Genomic DNA, 17,618 nt, shown 5'->3' with positions numbered 1-17,618 from the left:
ACGATCCCAGCTGCCACGCCGATCCCTTTTGGCAAGGCGTCCTTTTGGGATAATGCTGTGCTTGCTTCGCGCACGTTTCCGAAGTGACTCTTCCGCGGATCACATGGTCTTTCGGACAAAGTTGAGGCTCTGCAAGCGACTGCTAACCACCAATCTAAGTCGTTCCGCTCACCATTGAAGCCGCCCACACGCCCTAATCAACCGCGTTGCGCCGCCCCAGGATGCGCTCGAACGGCAGGCTGACGATGGCCTTGACGATCGTGGTATCGGCATTGGTGCCATAGCCGTGGCCAACCCCCAGGTTGAGCGCCCAGCGCCCGAGGTCCACGTCGGCCACGGCAAAGATCGACTGGTCGCTGCCGTGCAGGTTGCCGAAATGGGCGAAGCTGCCCGTGCCGTTATAGCTTTCGATGCCCAGCGAGACCTTCTTCGTCATCGCATAGGCGACGCGGGTGTCGAACTCGACTTCGGGCGAATGGCCGACCGGGCCTGACACCACGAAATCGACATTGGCGTTTTCGGCCAGGGTCCACTTGCCCAGCCGCGTGCCGACGATGCCTTTCAGCTCGGCATTCCACGGATTGATATCGAGCTTGTGATCGACGTGGCCGATCTCGAAATTGGCCCCCCACCACCAGTTCTGCCCCGGGCGGCGCGGCGCGATGAACTTGAGCCGGGTCTTGACCCCGCCGGGATCGAGCCGGCCCTGCCCATCGAGCGTGGCCAGCGGCAGATAGAGCCCCGCTTCCAGATAGGGCGTGATGCCATAGGAGAACTCGGGCGTGACGCGCAGGCGGTGCAGCGCCTGCTGCGCGCCGGCATAGTCATCGGTGGTGGTGCCATCAGCCACATAGTTGATGTGGGTATCGAGGCCGAAATGGCCGGGCTGGTCCATCTCGTCCATGTAGACCTGGATTTCCTCTGGCGCGGCCAGGGCCGGCTGCGTTGCCAACGCCCCGCCCGCTATTGCCGCGAGGGCCACACCCTGCCTCATCACACGCCACGCCATGCCACACGCCCCTCAAAGGAGCGCCGCCGATAGCAAAGCGGCCATCGCGAAGATAATTACAAAATGCCAACGTGCCCCCGTGAGCGGCTCACGTCAGCGCGTAATACTTCACGTGGTTGCCGTCCGGGCGCCGCTCGCCCACGCCGATGAACACGTGCCGCGTCAGCCAGTCGTGCGGGCCCTTGCTCGTCTCGAACGTGGGCTGCGCGCGCAGATAGTATTCGGCATGGGGAACCGGCGCGCCACCGGCAAAGGCCCAGGCGCGCAGGCGATCCATCGTGCCGGCCTCGCGCCCCCACAAAAAGCCCTTGTTCTGCATATAGATCAGCGTGCCATCGTCCACTTCCAAGACATAGCGCGCATCGAACACGGCGGTGTCATCGCTGCGGAAGAACGCATAGTCCCCGCCCGAATTGGGCACTGCCCGGCCTTTCAGGCGCGGCCCTTCGAACACGCCTTCGTCGACATAGACCGCGCTGCGCATGCCGCCGCTGGGCAAGTCGGGGATCATCTGCACCCGCGTGAATTTCAGCGTGCAGGCAAAGGCAAACTCCAGGCGGGGATTGTCGAGCGTGGAAAAGTCCATGAGGAAGCGGCCCGTTCGGTTCAATAGTTGGAAAGGATGGTCAGGCTCGGCCCGTCGAGCGGCTTGCCGGCCTTCTGCTTGGCCAGTTCATCGGCCCGCGTCTTGCCCTGCAGATCGATCAGGTAGGCATGGATCGCATCGGCATCATCAGGGCGCAAGACATCGTCCCAGCGTGGCATGCCGGCCGGCAGCAGCGCGCCTTCCAGCACGATCTGCTTGAACGCCTCGTGCGTGCCGGGCTGCATGCGGCGCAGGTCTGGCGCCATCGAGCGGTGGATATTGGCATGGCAGATCGCGCAATTGGCAAAGAACAGCCCCTGCCCGCGCGCAATCGTCGCCGCCGTCACCCCGGGCGCCTGGGCCGGCGGTGGCGGCGCCACTTCCAGCGGGGGCAGCAGCGGCGGCAGCGGCACTTTGCCCCCGTCCAGGCGGAAGACCAGCAGGCGGTTCTGGTTGCCCCGGCTATAGGCGGCCGAATAGCGCGGGGTAAAGGCCCAGCCGCCCCCGCCCCAGCCGGCCTGCACGGCAATGTATTGCACGCCGCGCAGGGCATAGGTGATCGGCGCGGCCATGATCGGGCTGCCGGTCTCAATGCTTTTCAAGACGGCGCCATTGCGCGCATCGCGCACCACCAGCTTGCCCGAAAGCGTGCCCTGCACGATCAGGCCCGATGCCGTGGCCAGCACGCCGCCACGGTCCTGCCAGCCTTCGCTGTCCACCGCCCACACCGTCTTGCCGGTAAGCGGATCGATCGCGCGCAACTGGCTCTTGCCGGGATCGGCCTTGGCCTGGGCATAGGCCGGCAGCGCCTTGACCGCTTGCGCCATGGGGGGCGGCAGCGTTTCCGTGGCAGCGACCACATCGGGGGTAAAGATCAGCGCGGCATCGTTGTTGAGCGCGCGGGCGCGATAGGGCTTGGCGCCGGGCGTCATGAAGATCAGGTTGCCGATATCAGCCACCGATCCGTAATAGAGGCCGGTCTGCGGGCTATAGGCCGCCGGAAACCAGTTGCGTGCCCCCACGGTGGAGGGAAACACGATCTTGGGCCCATCGGTATAGTCTGCAGCTTCCCTATTGAGGATCGGCTTCATCGTGCCCGGCTCAAAGCCCTTGATCCAGTTGGCCCGCGCAATGGCATTGGCGCGCAGCACCTGGCCGGTCTTGCGATCGATCACATAGAGAAAGCCGTTCTTGGGCGCATGCAGGATCACCCCGCGTGTCTGCCCGTCCACCGCCATGTGCGTCAGGATCATCGGCTGGGTAGAGGTGAAATCCCAATTGTCTTCGGGTGTTTCCTGGTAATGCCAGACCATCCGCCCGGTCTTGGGGTCGAGCGCGACGAGCGAGCCGAGATAGAGATTGTCGCCGCCGGCAGGCGAGCGTTTCGAGCGCGCATAAGGGCCGCCATTGCCGGTGCCGACCAGCACGTAACCGGTTTCAGGATCATAGTTGATCGCATCCCACGGCGCGCCACCGCCGCCCACGTCCCAGCGGCTCTTGGGATCCCAGGTCTTGAGCGCGGCTTCCAGCTCCGGCGTTTCCTGCGGGCCGAGCGCGGGATCATGCGGCACCACGTGCCAGCGCCAGCGGATCGCCCCGGTCTTGATATCGAGCGCCGTGACATAGCCGCGCACGTCATACTCCGCGCCGCCCATGCCGATGACCACCAGATCGCCGGCCACTTCGGGCGCGCCGGTGGAATTGTCGCCGCGCTTGCGGTCCTCGATGAAATCGGTCTTCCACACCACGGCGCCGGTCTTGGCGTCGAGCGCGTACATCCACCCGTCGAGCGCCGCGATGAACACCTTGCCGCCTGATACGGCCAGCCCGCGGTTGACCATGTCGCAACACGCGGTGCGGTTGCGCTGCATGTCCACCTCCGGCTCGAACCGCCAGAGTTCGCGGCCACTTGCCGCGTCATAGGCATAGGCGCGCCCGGCATTGCCGGCGACATAGAGCACCCCGCCCACCATCACCGGGCTGGCTTCCTGCCCGCGCGCGGTGCCCAGGTCTGCTTCCCAGGCCAGGCCCAGCCGCGCCACATTGGCCGGGTTGATGGCATCGAGCGTGGACCAATGCGTCTTGCCTGCATCCCCGCCCGGCTCGACCCACTCGCTGCCAGCGCCTTGCGTCAGCGGCGCGGCGGCAGCCAGCGTCAGGCTTGCCGTTGCCAGGATCGCCATATTGCGCCAGCGCCCTCTGCCAAACCCCAGGCGAACGGAGACGGCATTCTTCTCCCCCTCCTCTTCAGAGGAGGGGGTCGGGGGGTGGTGGATACCTGGCGCAAGATGTCCACCACCCCCGGCCCCTCCTCTAAAGAGGAGGGGAGAGTGGGCCAGCTTCCGCCCGTCCCCGTTCGGGCTGAGCTTGTCGAAGCCCCCCGCAGTCGCGCGCCCCGCACGGCCCTTCGACAAGCTCAGGGCGAACGGGAACCAGGTAAAGTGAGCCGTTCGGGCTGAGCCTGTCGAAGCCCCCCGCAACCATCCCCAAACCCCGCGCATCACAGCGCATCCCATGGGCTGGGCATGCGATAGGGCACGGTGATGAAATTGGCCTCGATCTGCTCGATCATGCCATGGTCGATCTTGAACAACTCGGAGATGTAGAAGCTGTGGGGCCGGCGTACCGGGCTTTTCACAGTGCGACCATCGGTCAGCTGATACTCGTCGATCCGGCCGGAATGATCGATGAAGCCAAACGCCAGCACCAGCCCGCGCTCTTCGTCCACCAGGGGGAAGCGCCGGGCGCGCAGTTCGTCGTCATAGCGATAGTTGCCCATGCGGAACTGCTCTTCGCAGCCCAGCGCCGATACCGGCACGATCTTGGCGAATTCCGGGTTGCGCGTGGTCTGCACGCCGTTTTCCACCCGCTGGCAATCGGGGTGGAACCGGGTGTGGATCGTGCCATCGTTCTGCTGCAGCGTGTCGAAATAGCCGTTGGACAGCCGCACCATTTCGGCCCGATCGACCGGGCTTTCCGGCTCGCGGTGCAGGATCGGCTTGTCCCAATAGCGCGGGTTTTCAAACTTGATGCCGCTGTCCGACTGGCGCACGATCAGCAGCTCGGCCTCCGCCACCTCGCCCGCCTCGTTCAGGGCCAGCCGCACGGTCAGTGCCGATTCCTCGATCGCCTCGATCAGCGTGCCGAAATAGCCGACCTGGCGGGTCCGCACATCGGCAAAGCGCAGGCGATAGTCGCCCAGCCCCTGCACCGTGCCCCACACGCCATCGTCGGTGGCCAGCATAACATTGTTTTCGGAAAACAGCGCATCGCTCGCCCAGTTGACCTGGGCCGAAGCCCCTTGGCCGAGGGCAGCCAGAAAGGCATCGAGTGCGGCATAGAGGGCCTCGCGGTCCATCGTCTCTCCCTTTTCGCGGCCTTGGGACAACAAGCCTTTGACGCGGTTATGCAACCGACATATCCTATCAATTGTTAGAATGAAAGGGGGGAGATACCCTCTTGCCGCAGATGCAGCCCGGGAGAAATGCCAATGTCCAGAACGCCCGCCGAACAGGCCCTGCTCGATCGCGTGCTGGCGATGTACCACGATGTGCTGATCGCGATGGATAGCGGTGCGGTCGATCGCTACATCGCGCCCAGCTATGTCCAGCACAGCTCGCTGGCAGAGCCGGGCGTGCCCGCGCTCAAGGCCTTTCTCGACCGCGTCCGCCACGAATCGCCCGATGCCCGGCAAACCATCCATCGCAGCTTCGTCGATGGCGACCACGTCGTGGTGCACACCCATGTGCAGCGCTGGCCGGGCGATCCCGGCTTGGCCGTGGTCGATATCTTCCGGTGCGAAGATGACATGATCGTGGAGCACTGGGACGTGATCCAGGACGTGCCGACCGCACCGGTCAATCCCCTGCCGATGTTTTGAAAGGCCCCACGATGCGCTTTGACAACACCTGCGTCGCTATCCTCGGCGGCAATTCCGGCATCGGCCTTGCCGCCGCGCGCCAGTTCGCGGCAGAGGGCGCGCGCCTGGCGCTGACCGGCCGCAACCCGCAAACCCTGCACGAGGCGGCCGAGGAACTCGGCGCGCTGGCGGTGCGCGCCGACATGGGCGATGTGGAGCAGACCCGCGCTGCCCTGGCCGAGATCGAGCAAGTGCTGGGCGGCATCGACGTGCTGTTCGTCAACGCCGGCGTCGGCGGCTTTGCCATGGTGCCCGAGGTGACCGAGACGTTCTGGGACGATATCCACACCGTCAACCTGCGCGGCGCGTTCTTTGCGATCCAGAATGCGCTGCCGCTGATGCGCGATGGCGGCGCCATCGTCATCACAGGCTCGATCGGATCGCTGGCCGCCGTGCCGGGCAACGTTGCCTATGCCGCCGCCAAGGCAGGTCTGCGCGCCATGGCGCGGATCGTGGCCAAGGAACTCCTCCCGCGCCGCATCCGCGTCAACCTGATCAGTCCCGGCCCCACCGAGACCGAAATCTTCAAGCGCGATGCCAGCCCCGAACAAATCGCCGGTATGCGCGACATGCTCTCGGCCGTGGTGCCGATCGGCCGCATGGGCACAGCCGAAGAAGTCGCCAGCGCCGCGCTGTTCCTGGCCAGCCGCGAGGCCAGCTTCATCAACGGCGTCGATCTCTATGTCGATGGGGGGTGTCTGGAGTTGGGGTGAGACGCGGAGTCTTTAACGATTATTTTCACACGAAGCCACGAAGGCACGAAGAAGTGAAAGACGGATATCCGGCTCCGCCGGAATTATTAAATTTCTTCGTGTCTTCGTGTCTTCGTGTCTTCGTGTCTTCGTGTGAAAAATCCAAAAAATGCCGAATGCCAAAATGGCAGCATCCATGCTTTACGAATTTCCCCAAATCACCGACCGTAGCAATCATGCACAATCTCAGCGCCTCGGCAGATTTGGAGAAGCTGGCTACCACGGTGATTGATTGCGGATACAGGCTGCATGTCGAACTCGGCCCAGGCCTGCTGGAGTCCGTTTACGAAACAATCCTGTGTCACATGCTTGAACAACGCGGATTGCAGGTCCGCCGGCAGCAGATGATACCCGTGGTATGGCAAGGAATACATCTGGGCGATGGTTTCCGTGCCGATCTGATCATCAACGATGCCTTGCTGGTCGAAGTTAAATCGGTCGAGAAATGCGCCCAGGTGCATGGCAAGCAAGTGCTGACTTATCTGCGCCTGCTCGCCATGCCTCTTGGCCTGCTTCTCAATTTTGGCGGCGCCACCTTCCGCGAGGGCGTGCGCAGAATTGCCAACGATTATTATGGCGTGTGGCAACAGGACGGAAAGACCCGCGCGTGACGCTCAAAGCCCCTCGGGCAGGGCATCGAGCAGCATGGTTTTGGTTTCGACGTAGGGCATCAGCCCTTCGGGCCCGCCCTCGCGGCCCACGCCCGATTGCTTGAAGCCGCCGAACGGCAGGCCAAAATCCATGCGCAGGCCGTTCTGGCCAAAGCCGCCGGTGCGGATGCGTCGGCCGATCGTCCAGGCAGCCTGGGCATCGTGCGTCAGCACCGAACCGTTGAGGCCATAGGCACTGGCATTGGCCACCGCCACAGCCTCTTCCTCGTCCTCCACCGGGATCAGCGCCAGCACCGGACCAAAGATCTCTTCCTGGGCAATGGCATCGGCATTGTTCACATTGGCAAACAGCGTCGGCTCGATGAAATAGCCACGGTTGAGATGGCTGGGGCGGCTGCCGCCGGTCACCAGGTCAGCGCTGGCCTTGCCTTGCGCGATATAGCCCTCGATCCGCTCCAACTGGCGCTGCATTGCCACCGGGCCCAGCTGGGCGGCGGGGTCATCGCTGTGACCGATCACCACGCCGCGCATTTCCCGGGCGATGGCATCGGCCAGTTCATCATGGCGCGCGCGCGGCACGATCACCCGGCTCAGCATCGCGCAGACCTGCCCGCTCATCATCGTGATCGTGCCGGTCAGCAGCTTGGCCGCATGATCGATCGCGAAATCGTCGCGCACGATCGCGGCAGACTTGCCGCCCAGTTCCAGCGTGCAGCGCGCCACGCGGCCGGCGCAGACCTGGCCGATGCGCTTGCCCGCCACGGTCGATCCGGTGAAGCTCACCTTGTCCACACCAGGATTGCTGACCAGGTGATCGGCTGCCTCGCGGTGGCTGGGCACCAGGTTGACCACGCCGGGCGGCAGGCCCGCCGCCTCGGCCGCCTCGGCAATGAGATAGGCTTCCAGCGGGGTTTCAGGCGATGGCTTCATCACCACGCAGCACCCCGTCAGCAGGGCATAGGCCACCTTGTTGGCCATGATGCCGAACGGGCCGTTCCACGGCGCGATGGCCGCCACCACACCCACCGGTTCCTGCACGATCAGCGCGGCCGCCGCCGCATGGCTGGGGCGCTGCTCGATAAAGCGAAAGTCTTGCGCAAAGCCGGCGATACCATCGAGCGCTAACAGCGCGCCCTGGTGCATCGGCCCGGCAAAGCTGGCCAGCCCGCCGATCTGCGCGGTCCAGGCGCGGGCAAGTTCATCGGCGCGCGGGCGCAGATGATCGATCATCGCGCGAAATGCCGCAATGCGCTGCGCCGGGGGCGTGGTAGGCCAGGGGCCATGGTCGAACGCCGCGCGCGCCGCCGCGACGGCCGCATCCATGTCTGTCGCGTCCGCCTCGGCCACGCGGGCCACCACCTGCTCGCTATCAGGCGAAATAATCTCGATCAGGCGACCGCTGTGCGCGGGCACCCATTGCCCGCCGATATAGAGGCGTTCGGGATGGGCGATATGAACGCCGTGGGGAAGCAGCATGGACAATTCCTTTGATCGAACGCGGCAGGCCAAATGGTTCAGGCGGCAAGCGGCGGTGGCAAAGCGCATTCCACTTTTTCGATCCGCCCCTGACGCGTGGTATAGAAGATGAACTGGCGGATTTCCTGGACCTCGCCCGCGCGGATGGGAAAGAAGCCGGTTGCGCCCTTGGCGTCCAGTTCGTCGCGCGTCAGGTCGCGCAGCGCTTCGATCCGCACGATCGCATCCACCGCAGTTGCCGTCTCACTGGCGGCAAAGTTATGGATCGAAACGGTTTCCTTCACGCAGGAATGCAGCCAGGCATAGAATGCCTTGAGCTCTTCCCGGGTGGTGATGACAATGCCGAAGAATTCCATGCGCGGTGGATCGACATAGAAATCGGCAACGCCGTCATAGTCCCTGGCGTTGAACGCGGCGAGATAGCGTTCATAGCCGGCGCGATCGAGCATCGGTCTCTCCCCTGGCCTGGCCGGATTCGGCCTTTCGTCAACGCTAACAAATGATACGGTCAGGGCAAGCACAATCCGTGCGTTTCATCTACCAAACGAAAAGGGGCAGCCCGCAAAGGCTGCCCCTTTCCCCTCATGACCGGAAAAGCGATCAGAACTTCTTGGCGACACTCAGCGCCCATTCGCGCGGACGGCCCACATTGCTGTAAACCGTGCCAGCCGAGGCATAGAGCGCCGAGAAGCGGATCGGCAGGTAGTAGTACTTGTTGAACACGTTCTGCACTTCGAACGCGACGGTGAGGTCTTCCTTCTCGTTCCGCCACGTCAGGCGCGCGTTGCCCAGGGCAAAGGCCGGGTTGTAGTCCAGCGCGCTGGTGGGCGTGAGGCGGCCGATGTTCTGCTTGCCGGTATAGGCAAGGTCAAACCGCGGGGTGAGCGAGCCATGGCCTTCCACCGGGATGCGGTACTGGATGCCCAGACTGCCGCGCCAGTGCGGGGTAACGATCGGATCCTGCAGCTGGATGGACTGGCCCACCGTCGGCCCCAGGCGCTTCCATTCGCCGTCGATCCAGCTCAGCGTGGCGTCGATGTCCAGCCCTTCGACCGGGCGTGCGGTCAATTCCGCTTCAGCGCCCCACATCTTGCCGTCGCCAGCATTGCCCACCGCGGCGCACGGGAACGGATCGGTACCGATCGGGAACCCGTCAAGCACCGAACAATCGGCGAGGTTAAGCTGGATATTCTTGTAATCGTTCACAAAGCCCGAAAGGTTGAAGCGCACCTTGCGATCGAACAGGTCAGACTTGATGCCGATTTCATACGCAGTGAGCGTTTCGGGCGTGAACGTGCCGTTGACCGCCTGGTTCTTGGTGAACGGCCGCGCCGTCACGCCACCGCCCTTGAAGCCGGTGCTGACCGTGGCATAGGCCAGCAGCTGCGGATTGAAGCGATAGTCAACCGACAGGCGCCAGTCCAGCTTGCTGCCATTGTAGTTGGCGACCGAGCCATTGAGCGCGCCCACGCCGAACGGATCGACCAGCGGGCCGCCGGCCCAGTTCTGGCGCACGAAGGTATAGTCCTTGTGCTCCTTGGTATAGCGCAGGCCACCGGTGACGTTGAGGCCCGGCGCCGGGTGCAGGATCAGCGTGCCGAACGCGGCCTTGCTGTTGGCGTTGACCGGGTCGTTGCCCTGGAATTGCAGGAACAGGAACGGCGCGCCATGGCCGATGTAGCGGATGTCTTGCCGCGTGAAGTAGACCGAGGTCTGGTCGTTGTAGAACCCGCCGACCGTCCAGTCCGCCAGATCGCCGATCTTGCCGTTGAGGCGCAGTTCCTGGCTGAAGAAGTGGAAGCGCAAGTCGTTGTAGCCGGCGCCGGCAATGTTCGGATCGGGGGTGAAATCGTCGTCGGTGCCGAACGTCTGCTTGTATTTGCGATAGGCGGTGATCGACACCAGCTTGAGATCGTCGGTCAGGCCCACGGTGAGGTTGCTGGAAACGCCCCAGCCGCTGAACACGGTGTTGCGCGGCATCGAATAGCTTTGCGCTGCCTGACCGCCGGCCCCCATGTACCAGCTGGCATAGGTGCAGCGCGGGCCGCACATGAAATTGATGCCGTCGGTCTTGGTGGTATCGTCCACCGTCACCACGCCGGCCGCGTTGGAGCGGTTTTCGTAGGTATAGTCGCCGGTGACGACCCAATCGATGCGATCATTGGGGTTGTAGCGCAATGATCCGCGCAGGCCCGAATAGTTCTTTTCGCCCAGCTTGCCGGTGACGCAGTTGGTTGGCACGTTGGCCCCAGCCGTCAGGCCCAGGCTGTTGCCGGGGTGCGCGCAGCCATAATCGACCACGTCGACATAGCCGTCCTGGCGCTTGTACACGCCCGACACGCGGGCATAGAGCCCATCGGCCAGCTGGAAGTTGAGGCTGCCACGAAGATCGACGCGGTTGCGCGCGCCATAGACCGCTTCGATCTGGCCGGAATCGCCGGGCTGCGGCTTGACCGAGAACATCTTGATCGCGCCACCGATGGAGTTGCGCCCGGTCAACGTACCCTGTGGCCCGCGCAGCACTTCCACCCGCTCAAGATCGAGCAGGTCCATCACCGAGCCGGTCAGCGTGGCATAATAGACATCGTCGACATAGATGCCCACGCCCGGTTCATAGGCGGGGTTGAAGTCAGCCTGGCCGATACCGCGAATGTAGGCCGCCATCGACGAGCCATAGGCGCCGCCCATCTGCGTGAGCTGCACGTTGGGCGCCTGCGCGGCGATCTGCGAGATATCGGTCTGGTTGCGCGCGGCGAGCAGCCCGGCGTCGACCGCAGTGATCGACAGCGGCGTATCCTGCAGGCGCTGGTTGCGGAACTGCGCGGTCACCACGATTTCGCGGATGCCCTGGTCATCGCCAGCGGCGGCGGCCTGCGCATCCCCCTGGGGCGACGCGGCCTGCGGCGCTGGTGCCTGGGCCTGGGGTGCCGGCTCTGCAGCGTGCGCCGCAGCGCCGAGGGCCAATGCCATGGCAGTAGCGCTGCCGGCGGCAAAAAGCCGCACCAAATGCGTGTTGGGAATCATGCTGGCCATAAGCCCCTCTCCTGGATCGGCCCGTTATCGAGCCTCGTTCTGTTTGTTAGTTAGGCATACTAATTAGCAGAGCGCAAGAGGGCGTTTTCAGCCGCACCCGGATAATAACATCTGATGCAATCCAACAACAAGCCCTATCGCGTGCCGCGCCGGAAAAACCCGCAGAAATCCGGGCCGTTTACCGTGCGGCGCAGCAATTCATGCGGCCCCTTGCCGCGCTTGCCAAGGTTGTCATAGTAAGTGCCATGACCAGCCGCACGCCGCCGCCAGCAGCCCCCGCCGAACCACCCCGCAACGCCATGGATGGCGTGGACGAAGATGCCGCCCTGCTGGTGGACCTGTTGAAACTTGCCACCTTTGTTTCCAATCCCATGCGCACCGGCGTGGCTGAGCCGCTGGACCTGGCGCCCACCGATCTGCGCATCATCCTGGCGCTGGGCGGGGAAGGCGAAATGGCCGGGCACGAGCTGTCAGAGATCATGGGCGTGCCGCCGATGAACGTCAGCCGCGCGCTTGTTGCGCTGCACCAAAAAGGCCTGGTCGAACCGGGCGAAGACCTGCGCAACCGTCGGCGCAAACCCTTCCGCCTTAGCGCGGCCGGCCAGGCCATGTTCGATCGCACCGTGCCGGCCATGGCCCAGGTGAGTCGCCAGCTGTTCGCCGATTTCAACGCGCGCGACCGCGCCGCCTTCCGCCGCGCCGCCGGCCGCCTGCTGGCGCGGATGACGCAGTGGGAAGGCGTTAGCGACGGCTGACACCACGACCGCACTTGCCGCACCGAAGGAAGCGGGACCCCGGATCAAGTCCGGGGTGACAGTAAGTTGATAGATTGGTTCTCTTTTTTCGTCACCCCGGACTTGATCCGGGGTCCCGCTAGTGCATCGCTCAGGGCCACTTCTTCTGCATTGGCGCGAAATCGCCCACAGCAAAGGCGGCGGCCAGCACCGGGTGGGCAAAGCTCATCGGCACTTCCTGGCGGTGCGGCCAGGTCTCGCGCACCTGCGTTTCGGGCAGTATCACATCAGGCCCGATCGGATTTTCGGGATAGCACATCACAGCCGGCTGCAGGTGGGCCGTGGTCTTGGCCCAGCCGGTTTCATAATCGGCCTGCCACTGCATCATGTAGTCCAGCCGCTTGATCTTCCAGACGCCGTCTTCCTTGACGTAATCGTTTTCGTAAATGCCCGATTCCCAGAATTGCTGCGGCATGCCTTCGGGCTTGGCATCCAAGATCGCATCGTGCCAGCCGCCGGCGAGGATGCCACGGAAGCGGCCCTTGGCGGTCTGCCCATCGGGCGCCACGGTGATCACGTCCTGCAACTGGAAATGGTCGAGCAGCAGGCCTTTGACCGGCCCGCGCCGCCCGCCGGTGAACAGGTTCTGGAACCAGGTGCCATAAAGGCGCATGATCCCTTCATAGCCGCGGTATTCGCCCGACAGGAACACCACCGCGCCATCGCGGGCAAACAGCCCGGCCACTTCCTCGGGCCGGTTATAGTCGATGTAATAGCCATAGGCCCATTGCAGGCGGCGGATGGCGTTGACATCCTCGATCTGTGTCACCCGCGTTTCCAGGGCGGCAAGGCGCTGTTCCAGGTCGCTCACGATAGGCTCTCCCATTCTCTTTGTTAGTATGCAACACTAACGATTATAACATGGAAGGCGAGAGGAAAAACCCATGCAAGCGCAAGACAACGCAGTCGGTCAGGCCGGCGGCCAGGCGGATGGTTGGGCCGGGCAGGTGGCGCTCATCACCGGCGCAGGCACCGGCATCGGCCTGGGCGTGGCCCGCGCGTTCAGCGACGCCGGCCTGGCGCTGGCGCTGACCTATCGCAACGAGGCGCAGCGCACCGCCGTGGCCGCGCAATTCGCCGCCGAGGGCCGGCCGGCGCCGCTGTTCCTGCCACTCGACGTGACCGACCGCGCCCGCTGGGCCGAGGTCGTGGCGCAGACGGTGGCGCATTTCGGCGCGCTGCATGTGCTGGTCAACAATGCCGGCGTGAGCGTGTTCGGCAACACCGACGAAGCCAGCCATGCCGATTACGACTGGATCATGGGCGTCAACTTTGGCGGCGTGGCCAATGGCCTGGTCGCCGCCCTGCCCGCGATCAAGGCGGCCAGCGGCAAGCGCAGCGTGGTCAATATCGCCAGCATGGCCGCCTTCCTGCCCGGCCCGCAGGCGGGGATCTATACCGCCAGCAAGTTTGCCGTGCGCGGCTTGACCGAATCGCTGCGCTATAATCTGGCGCCGCATGGCATCGGCTGCGCCTTGTGCTGCCCCGCGCTGACCCGCACCAATGCCTGGGACAGCGCACTCAAGCGCCCCGATGCATTCGGCCAGAGCGGCTTTGCCCCGGTGAGCGAGGCGGAGCTGCGCCAGTTCGGCACCGCGTTCGAGGCCGGCATGGACCCGTATGAAGTGGGGCAAAAGGTCTTTGCCGGCATGGCGCGCGGCGATGGCCTGATCCTGACCCACCCCGAATTCGCCGACGATTTTCGCGAGATCTACGAAGCCAGCCTGGCCGCGCTGCCCGACGAAGTGGCGCCGCCCGCCCGGCTCGAAATCGAACGCCTGCGCCGCGCTGCCATGGCCCAGGCCAAAGCCGGCATCGCGGTGGGCCTCGCCGATCTGACCTGAACCAAATACCGATACCGCTTCCCCGCCGGTCTGCGCTAGACCACGCGCGGACGGGGAACAGGTTCTGGAGAGACGCGCCATGTGCGACAGCTTGACCGAAGACGACAACGCCCAGTGGCTGGCGATCAACCGCCGGCAATTCGCCGCCATTGGCGCTGGCGCCGCCACCCTGGCGATCGCGCCGGGCTGCGTGGCAGCAGCGCCTGCCGGCCTTGCCACGGAGTCGCGCCCGGTCACGATCGAAACCGCTGACGGCACCGCCGATGGCTTTTTCGTCTATCCGGCCAAGGGCAAGCACCCGGCCGTGCTGCTCTGGCCCGATATCGCCGGCCTGCGTGAAGCCTATCAGACCATGGCGACGCGCCTCGCTGCAGCGGGCTTTGCCGTGCTGGCGATCAACCACTATTACCGCAACAGCCCGGCGCCGGTGCTGCCCGATTTCGCCGCCTGGCGCACGCCCGAAGGCCAGCAAAAGCTGCAGCCGATGATCCAGGCGCTGACGCCTGAAAAGATCCAGGCCGATGCCGGCAGCTATGTCGACTGGCTCGATCGCCAGCCGCAGGTCGATACCGCGCACAAGATCGGCACCCAGGGCTATTGCATGGGCGGCCCCTACACCGTGTTTGCCGCCTATGCCCGGCCCGCCCGCATTGGCGCGGCGGTGTCGTGCCACGGCGCCAACCTGGTCAACGATACCGCGCAAAGCCCGCACAAGCTGCTCGGCCAGACGCAGGCCTCGTTCATCTTTGCCATCGCGCAAAACGACGATGCCCGCGCCCCTGGCGACAAGACCGCCCTCAAGGACGCAGCCGCCGCGGCAGACCGCCCGGCTGACGTGGCAGTCTATCCCGCCCAGCACGGCTGGTGCACGATTGACGCGCCGGTCTATGACAAGATCCAGGCCGAAAAGGTCTGGAGCAAGCTGCTCGCGCTCTACGCCAAGGCGCTGTGATCTAAGGTCCAAGCCCCTCCACCACCCGCTGCGCGGGCAGTCCCCCTCCCCATCACGGATGGGGAGGATTGCCAAGCTCCTCCCCACAACGTGGGGAGGGGGACCAGCCGCAGGCTGGTGGAGGGGCCCCGCCCCCTACTTCCCCGCCGCCGCGCGCAGCATGGCCACGTTGGCCTCCACCATCTCGCGCGTCGATCGCGCCGGGCGGCCGGTCAGGCGCTCCACGTCGTCAGTGCAGATTTCCAGGAAGCCCTCGCGGATGGCGCGGCCGAAGGTGACCATGTCGTCGCTGTTCCACGGCACGCCGGCCACGGTCTGATCGTCCACCGGGCGGCGCGGAATGCCCAGGCTGTCAAACAGCGCATACTGCGCTTCGTCACTCAGATCGTGGTAGGCCACCGGGCAGCCGGTCACCTCCGCCATCATCGCGGCCACCTCGGCAAAGGTTTCGAGGTGTGGCCCGGTGATGTTGTAGATCTGGTTTTCGTGGCCCGGGGTGGTGAGCACGGCCACCGCGCTGGCAATGCAATCGTCGCGCCAGACCATCGCCTCGCGCCCATTGCCGGCATTGGCATACCAGGCGCCGCTTTGCATCACCTGTGGCCCGGCCATCAGCAGCATCGCGTCGGCATAATGCGCGTCGCGCAGGAACGTGAAGGCGCAACCCGAGGCGCGGATCAGGCGTTCGGTCTCGATATGGTCGTGCCGCACTTCGGCCGGGTTGGCCGGATCATCGATGCCGATGAAACTGGTATAGACGATGTGGCGGATACCGGCCGCCACGGCCGCATCGATCGCCGCCTGATGCTGCACCACCCGCGCACCGACGCGCGTGCCCGAAATCAGCAGCAGCACATCGCCGCCGGCCATGGCCGCGGGCAGCGTGGCGGGATGATCGAAATCGCCCTGCCGTACCACGCAGCCCTGCGCTGCGCGCGCAGCCAGCTTGTCGGGCTTGCGCGTGATCAGGATCAGGTCTGCGGCGCGGCCCATCGCCACCAGGGCATCGGCGACGCCGCGACCATAGTTGCCCGATGCGCCGGTGATGACGATCCGGGTCATGCCGCCACGCCTGTGCGCACGGCATCGAGCTGTGCCTGGGGCACCCACCAGCCATGCACCTGCGGGCGCAGGCGGGTGGGGATCTGCACCGTCGCCACCGGCCCTGCCCCCAGGTTGCCGGCATCGATCACCCAGGCAAAATGCTCGAACGCATCTTCGCCGATCTGGTGGTCCACCATGGTCACCAGCCAGCCATCGTGGCCCGGTGTGGCGCTGGGCACGTGCACCGGCTCATTATAGCACCAGCCCGGCTCCATCGGCAGGGCCTGGGTGATCTGCGGGCTGGCGGTGTCCATCCCGTCCAGCCGCACCAGCATATCGAACATGCCCAGCACCGGCCCGCCCATCACCGGCGGCCCGCGCCGATCGGGGTTCATCGTCAGCATCCACCCCGTCTTATAGGGACGGCCCTGGCTCTTGGCCGGAATGATCGGAAAATCGCCCGGCGGGCCGATCACCGTTTCCGTGACCGGGCCAGCCGGCCCACGCGGATCGACCGTCCAGCGGGTGAGGCCGCCGGTAATCTCCCAGGGTTGCAGGAACAGGCCGGCCGGCTCGCGGATAAAGGCAAAGGCATTGCTGCTCGACAGGCACTGGTCGAAATGCAGCAGCCCCTCGGCATCCTCCCAGGCGTTCATCATGTGATAGCAATAGACCCCCTTGGGCCCCTGGAACCACTTGATGTCCTTCACATCGCCATCGCGCGGCATCACGCCCAGCCACGATTCCAGGCCCTGCTCGTGGTGCCAGTGTTCGCCGCCGGCCTGCATCCGCTCCAGCTCGGCCGTGGTCGGATAGACCGGGAACAGCGCCCAGTTCCGCGAAATGGTGAAATCATGCATCATCGCGCAATAGGGCGCATCGAACCACTGTTCCGACTTGAGCGCGCCATCGGCCCCCACGCGGGCATAGGCCACCTTGGTAGAGGCCAGGCCATCGGCCTCGTAGCCATAGAAATAGAGGTCGCCGCTATCAGGATCGATGCGCACGTGCGCGGTCATCGTTTCGGACTTGAGCAGGCCATCGAAATCGAACGAACCCAGCGTATCGAGCGTGTGCGGATCGATGCGATAGGGCCGCCCGTCTTCCTTGGTCATCAACAGCCGCCCGGCGTGCCACACCGGGGTGGTGTTGGCCACGGTGCGATCCACCCCGGCCATATCGGGATCGTCGGTAAAGGGATTGCGATAGCGGCCAAAGCGCGCACGGCCCGCCGCCTTTTCCGCCTGGTGACGCGCGGTTTCGACAAAGCGGATGGCATAATCGGCCGTGCCATCGGCGTTGAACCGCACGCGGCTGATCATGCCATCGCCCGACAGGGTGTGATCGTCGGCAAACTTGGGCGCAAAGGCCGGATCGGGCACGGCGCGGAAAAAGGCGCCGCGCACCTCGGGGGGCAAGGTGCCTTCGACGGGCAGCCCTTCGAGCGCCAGTTCAGTGCCCACGGGCGCGTTCAGCCCGATGAAATAGGGGGTTGGCGGAAAGTCGCCCATGGCATCCTCACGTTATCAATTGTTAGAATTGTTCTACCACGCGACGCCCGGTTTTCAAGAGCATTCGGCCAAACAAAAGGCCTCCTT

General features: G+C 64.8%; 16 protein-coding genes. 6 read left to right on the top strand and 10 right to left on the bottom strand.

All coding sequences use genetic code 11. The features are described 5' to 3' along the window. Nucleotides 1-193: 193 nt before the first annotated feature. From ABIC78_RS13700 to ABIC78_RS13685, 4 genes are all read right to left on the bottom strand, one after another. Nucleotides 194-952 carry a hypothetical protein gene (locus tag ABIC78_RS13700; protein ID WP_354490252.1) on the bottom strand — a complete coding sequence of 253 codons (759 nt, stop codon included), beginning with the start codon at nt 950-952 and terminating at the stop codon, nt 194-196. A gap of 145 nt (nt 953-1,097) precedes the next feature. After that, complete coding sequence (locus tag ABIC78_RS13695) at nt 1,098-1,595, bottom strand: DUF3237 domain-containing protein (protein WP_022677395.1); 498 nt, start codon at nt 1,593-1,595, stop codon at nt 1,098-1,100. Nucleotides 1,596-1,615: 20 nt separating this feature from the next. Continuing rightward, nucleotides 1,616-3,778 carry a PQQ-dependent dehydrogenase, methanol/ethanol family gene (locus ABIC78_RS13690; protein WP_354490250.1) on the bottom strand — a complete coding sequence of 721 codons (2,163 nt, stop codon included), beginning with the start codon at nt 3,776-3,778 and terminating at the stop codon, nt 1,616-1,618. A 317-nt stretch (nt 3,779-4,095) separates the two neighbouring features. Then, a complete protein-coding gene (locus tag ABIC78_RS13685) occupies nt 4,096-4,953 on the bottom strand; it encodes a DUF8021 domain-containing protein (protein ID WP_354490248.1) in 858 nt (285 codons plus the stop codon). 132 nt (nt 4,954-5,085) lie between these two features. Here ABIC78_RS13685 and ABIC78_RS13680 point away from each other — a divergent pair, with 132 nt between their 5' ends. The 3 genes from ABIC78_RS13680 to ABIC78_RS13670 are packed head-to-tail and all read left to right on the top strand — an operon-like array spanning nt 5,086 to nt 6,877. After that, nucleotides 5,086-5,475: a nuclear transport factor 2 family protein gene (locus ABIC78_RS13680; RefSeq protein ID WP_022677398.1), complete on the top strand. Its 390-nt coding sequence runs from the start codon at nt 5,086-5,088 to the stop codon at nt 5,473-5,475. An 11-nt stretch (nt 5,476-5,486) separates the two neighbouring features. Next, nucleotides 5,487-6,227, top strand: a complete 741-nt coding sequence (locus tag ABIC78_RS13675) for an SDR family oxidoreductase (protein ID WP_022677399.1) — start codon at nt 5,487-5,489, stop codon at nt 6,225-6,227. A gap of 53 nt (nt 6,228-6,280) precedes the next feature. Next, complete coding sequence (locus tag ABIC78_RS13670; RefSeq protein WP_354490245.1) at nt 6,281-6,877, top strand: GxxExxY protein; 597 nt, start codon at nt 6,281-6,283, stop codon at nt 6,875-6,877. Between the two features lie 3 nt (nt 6,878-6,880). Here ABIC78_RS13670 and ABIC78_RS13665 read toward each other — a convergent pair whose 3' ends face one another. From ABIC78_RS13665 to ABIC78_RS13655, 3 genes are all read right to left on the bottom strand, one after another. Next, the gene (locus ABIC78_RS13665; protein ID WP_370525450.1) at nt 6,881-8,353 is read right to left on the bottom strand and encodes an aldehyde dehydrogenase; all 1,473 of its coding nucleotides are present in this window, start codon (nt 8,351-8,353) and stop codon (nt 6,881-6,883) included. A 38-nt stretch (nt 8,354-8,391) separates the two neighbouring features. Then, a complete protein-coding gene (locus ABIC78_RS13660; protein ID WP_062787565.1) occupies nt 8,392-8,802 on the bottom strand; it encodes a nuclear transport factor 2 family protein in 411 nt (136 codons plus the stop codon). A gap of 151 nt (nt 8,803-8,953) precedes the next feature. Continuing rightward, on the bottom strand, nt 8,954-11,386 hold the full coding sequence (locus ABIC78_RS13655) for a TonB-dependent receptor (RefSeq protein WP_157089016.1): 2,433 nt from the start codon (nt 11,384-11,386) through the stop codon (nt 8,954-8,956). A 245-nt stretch (nt 11,387-11,631) separates the two neighbouring features. Between ABIC78_RS13655 and ABIC78_RS13650 the strand changes: the two genes are divergently transcribed. Continuing rightward, nucleotides 11,632-12,141 carry a MarR family winged helix-turn-helix transcriptional regulator gene (locus ABIC78_RS13650; protein WP_168352514.1) on the top strand — a complete coding sequence of 170 codons (510 nt, stop codon included), beginning with the start codon at nt 11,632-11,634 and terminating at the stop codon, nt 12,139-12,141. A 130-nt stretch (nt 12,142-12,271) separates the two neighbouring features. Here ABIC78_RS13650 and ABIC78_RS13645 read toward each other — a convergent pair whose 3' ends face one another. Next, nucleotides 12,272-12,991, bottom strand: a complete 720-nt coding sequence (locus ABIC78_RS13645; protein WP_179562271.1) for a nuclear transport factor 2 family protein — start codon at nt 12,989-12,991, stop codon at nt 12,272-12,274. Nucleotides 12,992-13,064: 73 nt separating this feature from the next. Here ABIC78_RS13645 and ABIC78_RS13640 point away from each other — a divergent pair, with 73 nt between their 5' ends. Then, the gene (locus ABIC78_RS13640; RefSeq protein ID WP_354490243.1) at nt 13,065-14,024 is read left to right on the top strand and encodes an SDR family oxidoreductase; all 960 of its coding nucleotides are present in this window, start codon (nt 13,065-13,067) and stop codon (nt 14,022-14,024) included. A gap of 79 nt (nt 14,025-14,103) precedes the next feature. Next, on the top strand, nt 14,104-14,976 hold the full coding sequence (locus ABIC78_RS13635; protein WP_171797243.1) for a dienelactone hydrolase family protein: 873 nt from the start codon (nt 14,104-14,106) through the stop codon (nt 14,974-14,976). Nucleotides 14,977-15,111: 135 nt separating this feature from the next. Here ABIC78_RS13635 and ABIC78_RS13630 read toward each other — a convergent pair whose 3' ends face one another. Beyond that, on the bottom strand, nt 15,112-16,038 hold the full coding sequence (locus tag ABIC78_RS13630; RefSeq protein ID WP_171793724.1) for an NAD(P)H-binding protein: 927 nt from the start codon (nt 16,036-16,038) through the stop codon (nt 15,112-15,114). Beyond that, on the bottom strand, nt 16,035-17,531 hold the full coding sequence (nov2, locus tag ABIC78_RS13625) for a lignostilbene-alpha,beta-dioxygenase NOV2 (protein WP_354490241.1): 1,497 nt from the start codon (nt 17,529-17,531) through the stop codon (nt 16,035-16,037). Before nov2 ends, ABIC78_RS13630 begins: the two co-directional genes overlap by 4 nt. Nucleotides 17,532-17,618: the final 87 nt, after the last annotated feature.

It is taken from the genome of Novosphingobium sp. 1529 (assembly GCF_040544855.1).
Classification (GTDB): Bacteria; Pseudomonadota; Alphaproteobacteria; order Sphingomonadales; family Sphingomonadaceae; genus Novosphingobium; species Novosphingobium capsulatum.
The sequence above is the reverse complement of the archived record's forward strand: the minus strand, read 5'-3'. Positions and strand labels throughout refer to the sequence as shown.

Bases quoted from the DNA above. Each gene is read 5' to 3' on its own strand.
- ABIC78_RS13695 (WP_022677395.1), bottom strand. From the start codon at position 1,595: ATGGACTTTTCCACGCTCGACAATCCCCGCCTGGAGTTTGCCTTTGCC.
- ABIC78_RS13690 (WP_354490250.1), bottom strand. From the start codon at position 3,778: ATGGCGATCCTGGCAACGGCAAGCCTGACGCTGGCTGCCGCCGCGCCG.
- ABIC78_RS13685 (WP_354490248.1), bottom strand. From the start codon at position 4,953: ATGGACCGCGAGGCCCTCTATGCCGCACTCGATGCCTTTCTGGCTGCC.
- ABIC78_RS13680 (WP_022677398.1), top strand. From the start codon at position 5,086: ATGTCCAGAACGCCCGCCGAACAGGCCCTGCTCGATCGCGTGCTGGCG.
- ABIC78_RS13675 (WP_022677399.1), top strand. From the start codon at position 5,487: ATGCGCTTTGACAACACCTGCGTCGCTATCCTCGGCGGCAATTCCGGC.
- ABIC78_RS13665 (WP_370525450.1), bottom strand. From the start codon at position 8,353: ATGCTGCTTCCCCACGGCGTTCATATCGCCCATCCCGAACGCCTCTAT.
- ABIC78_RS13660 (WP_062787565.1), bottom strand. From the start codon at position 8,802: ATGCTCGATCGCGCCGGCTATGAACGCTATCTCGCCGCGTTCAACGCC.
- ABIC78_RS13655 (WP_157089016.1), bottom strand. From the start codon at position 11,386: ATGGCCAGCATGATTCCCAACACGCATTTGGTGCGGCTTTTTGCCGCC.
- ABIC78_RS13650 (WP_168352514.1), top strand. From the start codon at position 11,632: ATGACCAGCCGCACGCCGCCGCCAGCAGCCCCCGCCGAACCACCCCGC.
- ABIC78_RS13640 (WP_354490243.1), top strand. From the start codon at position 13,065: ATGCAAGCGCAAGACAACGCAGTCGGTCAGGCCGGCGGCCAGGCGGAT.
- ABIC78_RS13635 (WP_171797243.1), top strand. From the start codon at position 14,104: ATGTGCGACAGCTTGACCGAAGACGACAACGCCCAGTGGCTGGCGATC.
- ABIC78_RS13630 (WP_171793724.1), bottom strand. From the start codon at position 16,038: ATGACCCGGATCGTCATCACCGGCGCATCGGGCAACTATGGTCGCGGC.
- nov2 (WP_354490241.1), bottom strand. From the start codon at position 17,531: ATGGGCGACTTTCCGCCAACCCCCTATTTCATCGGGCTGAACGCGCCC.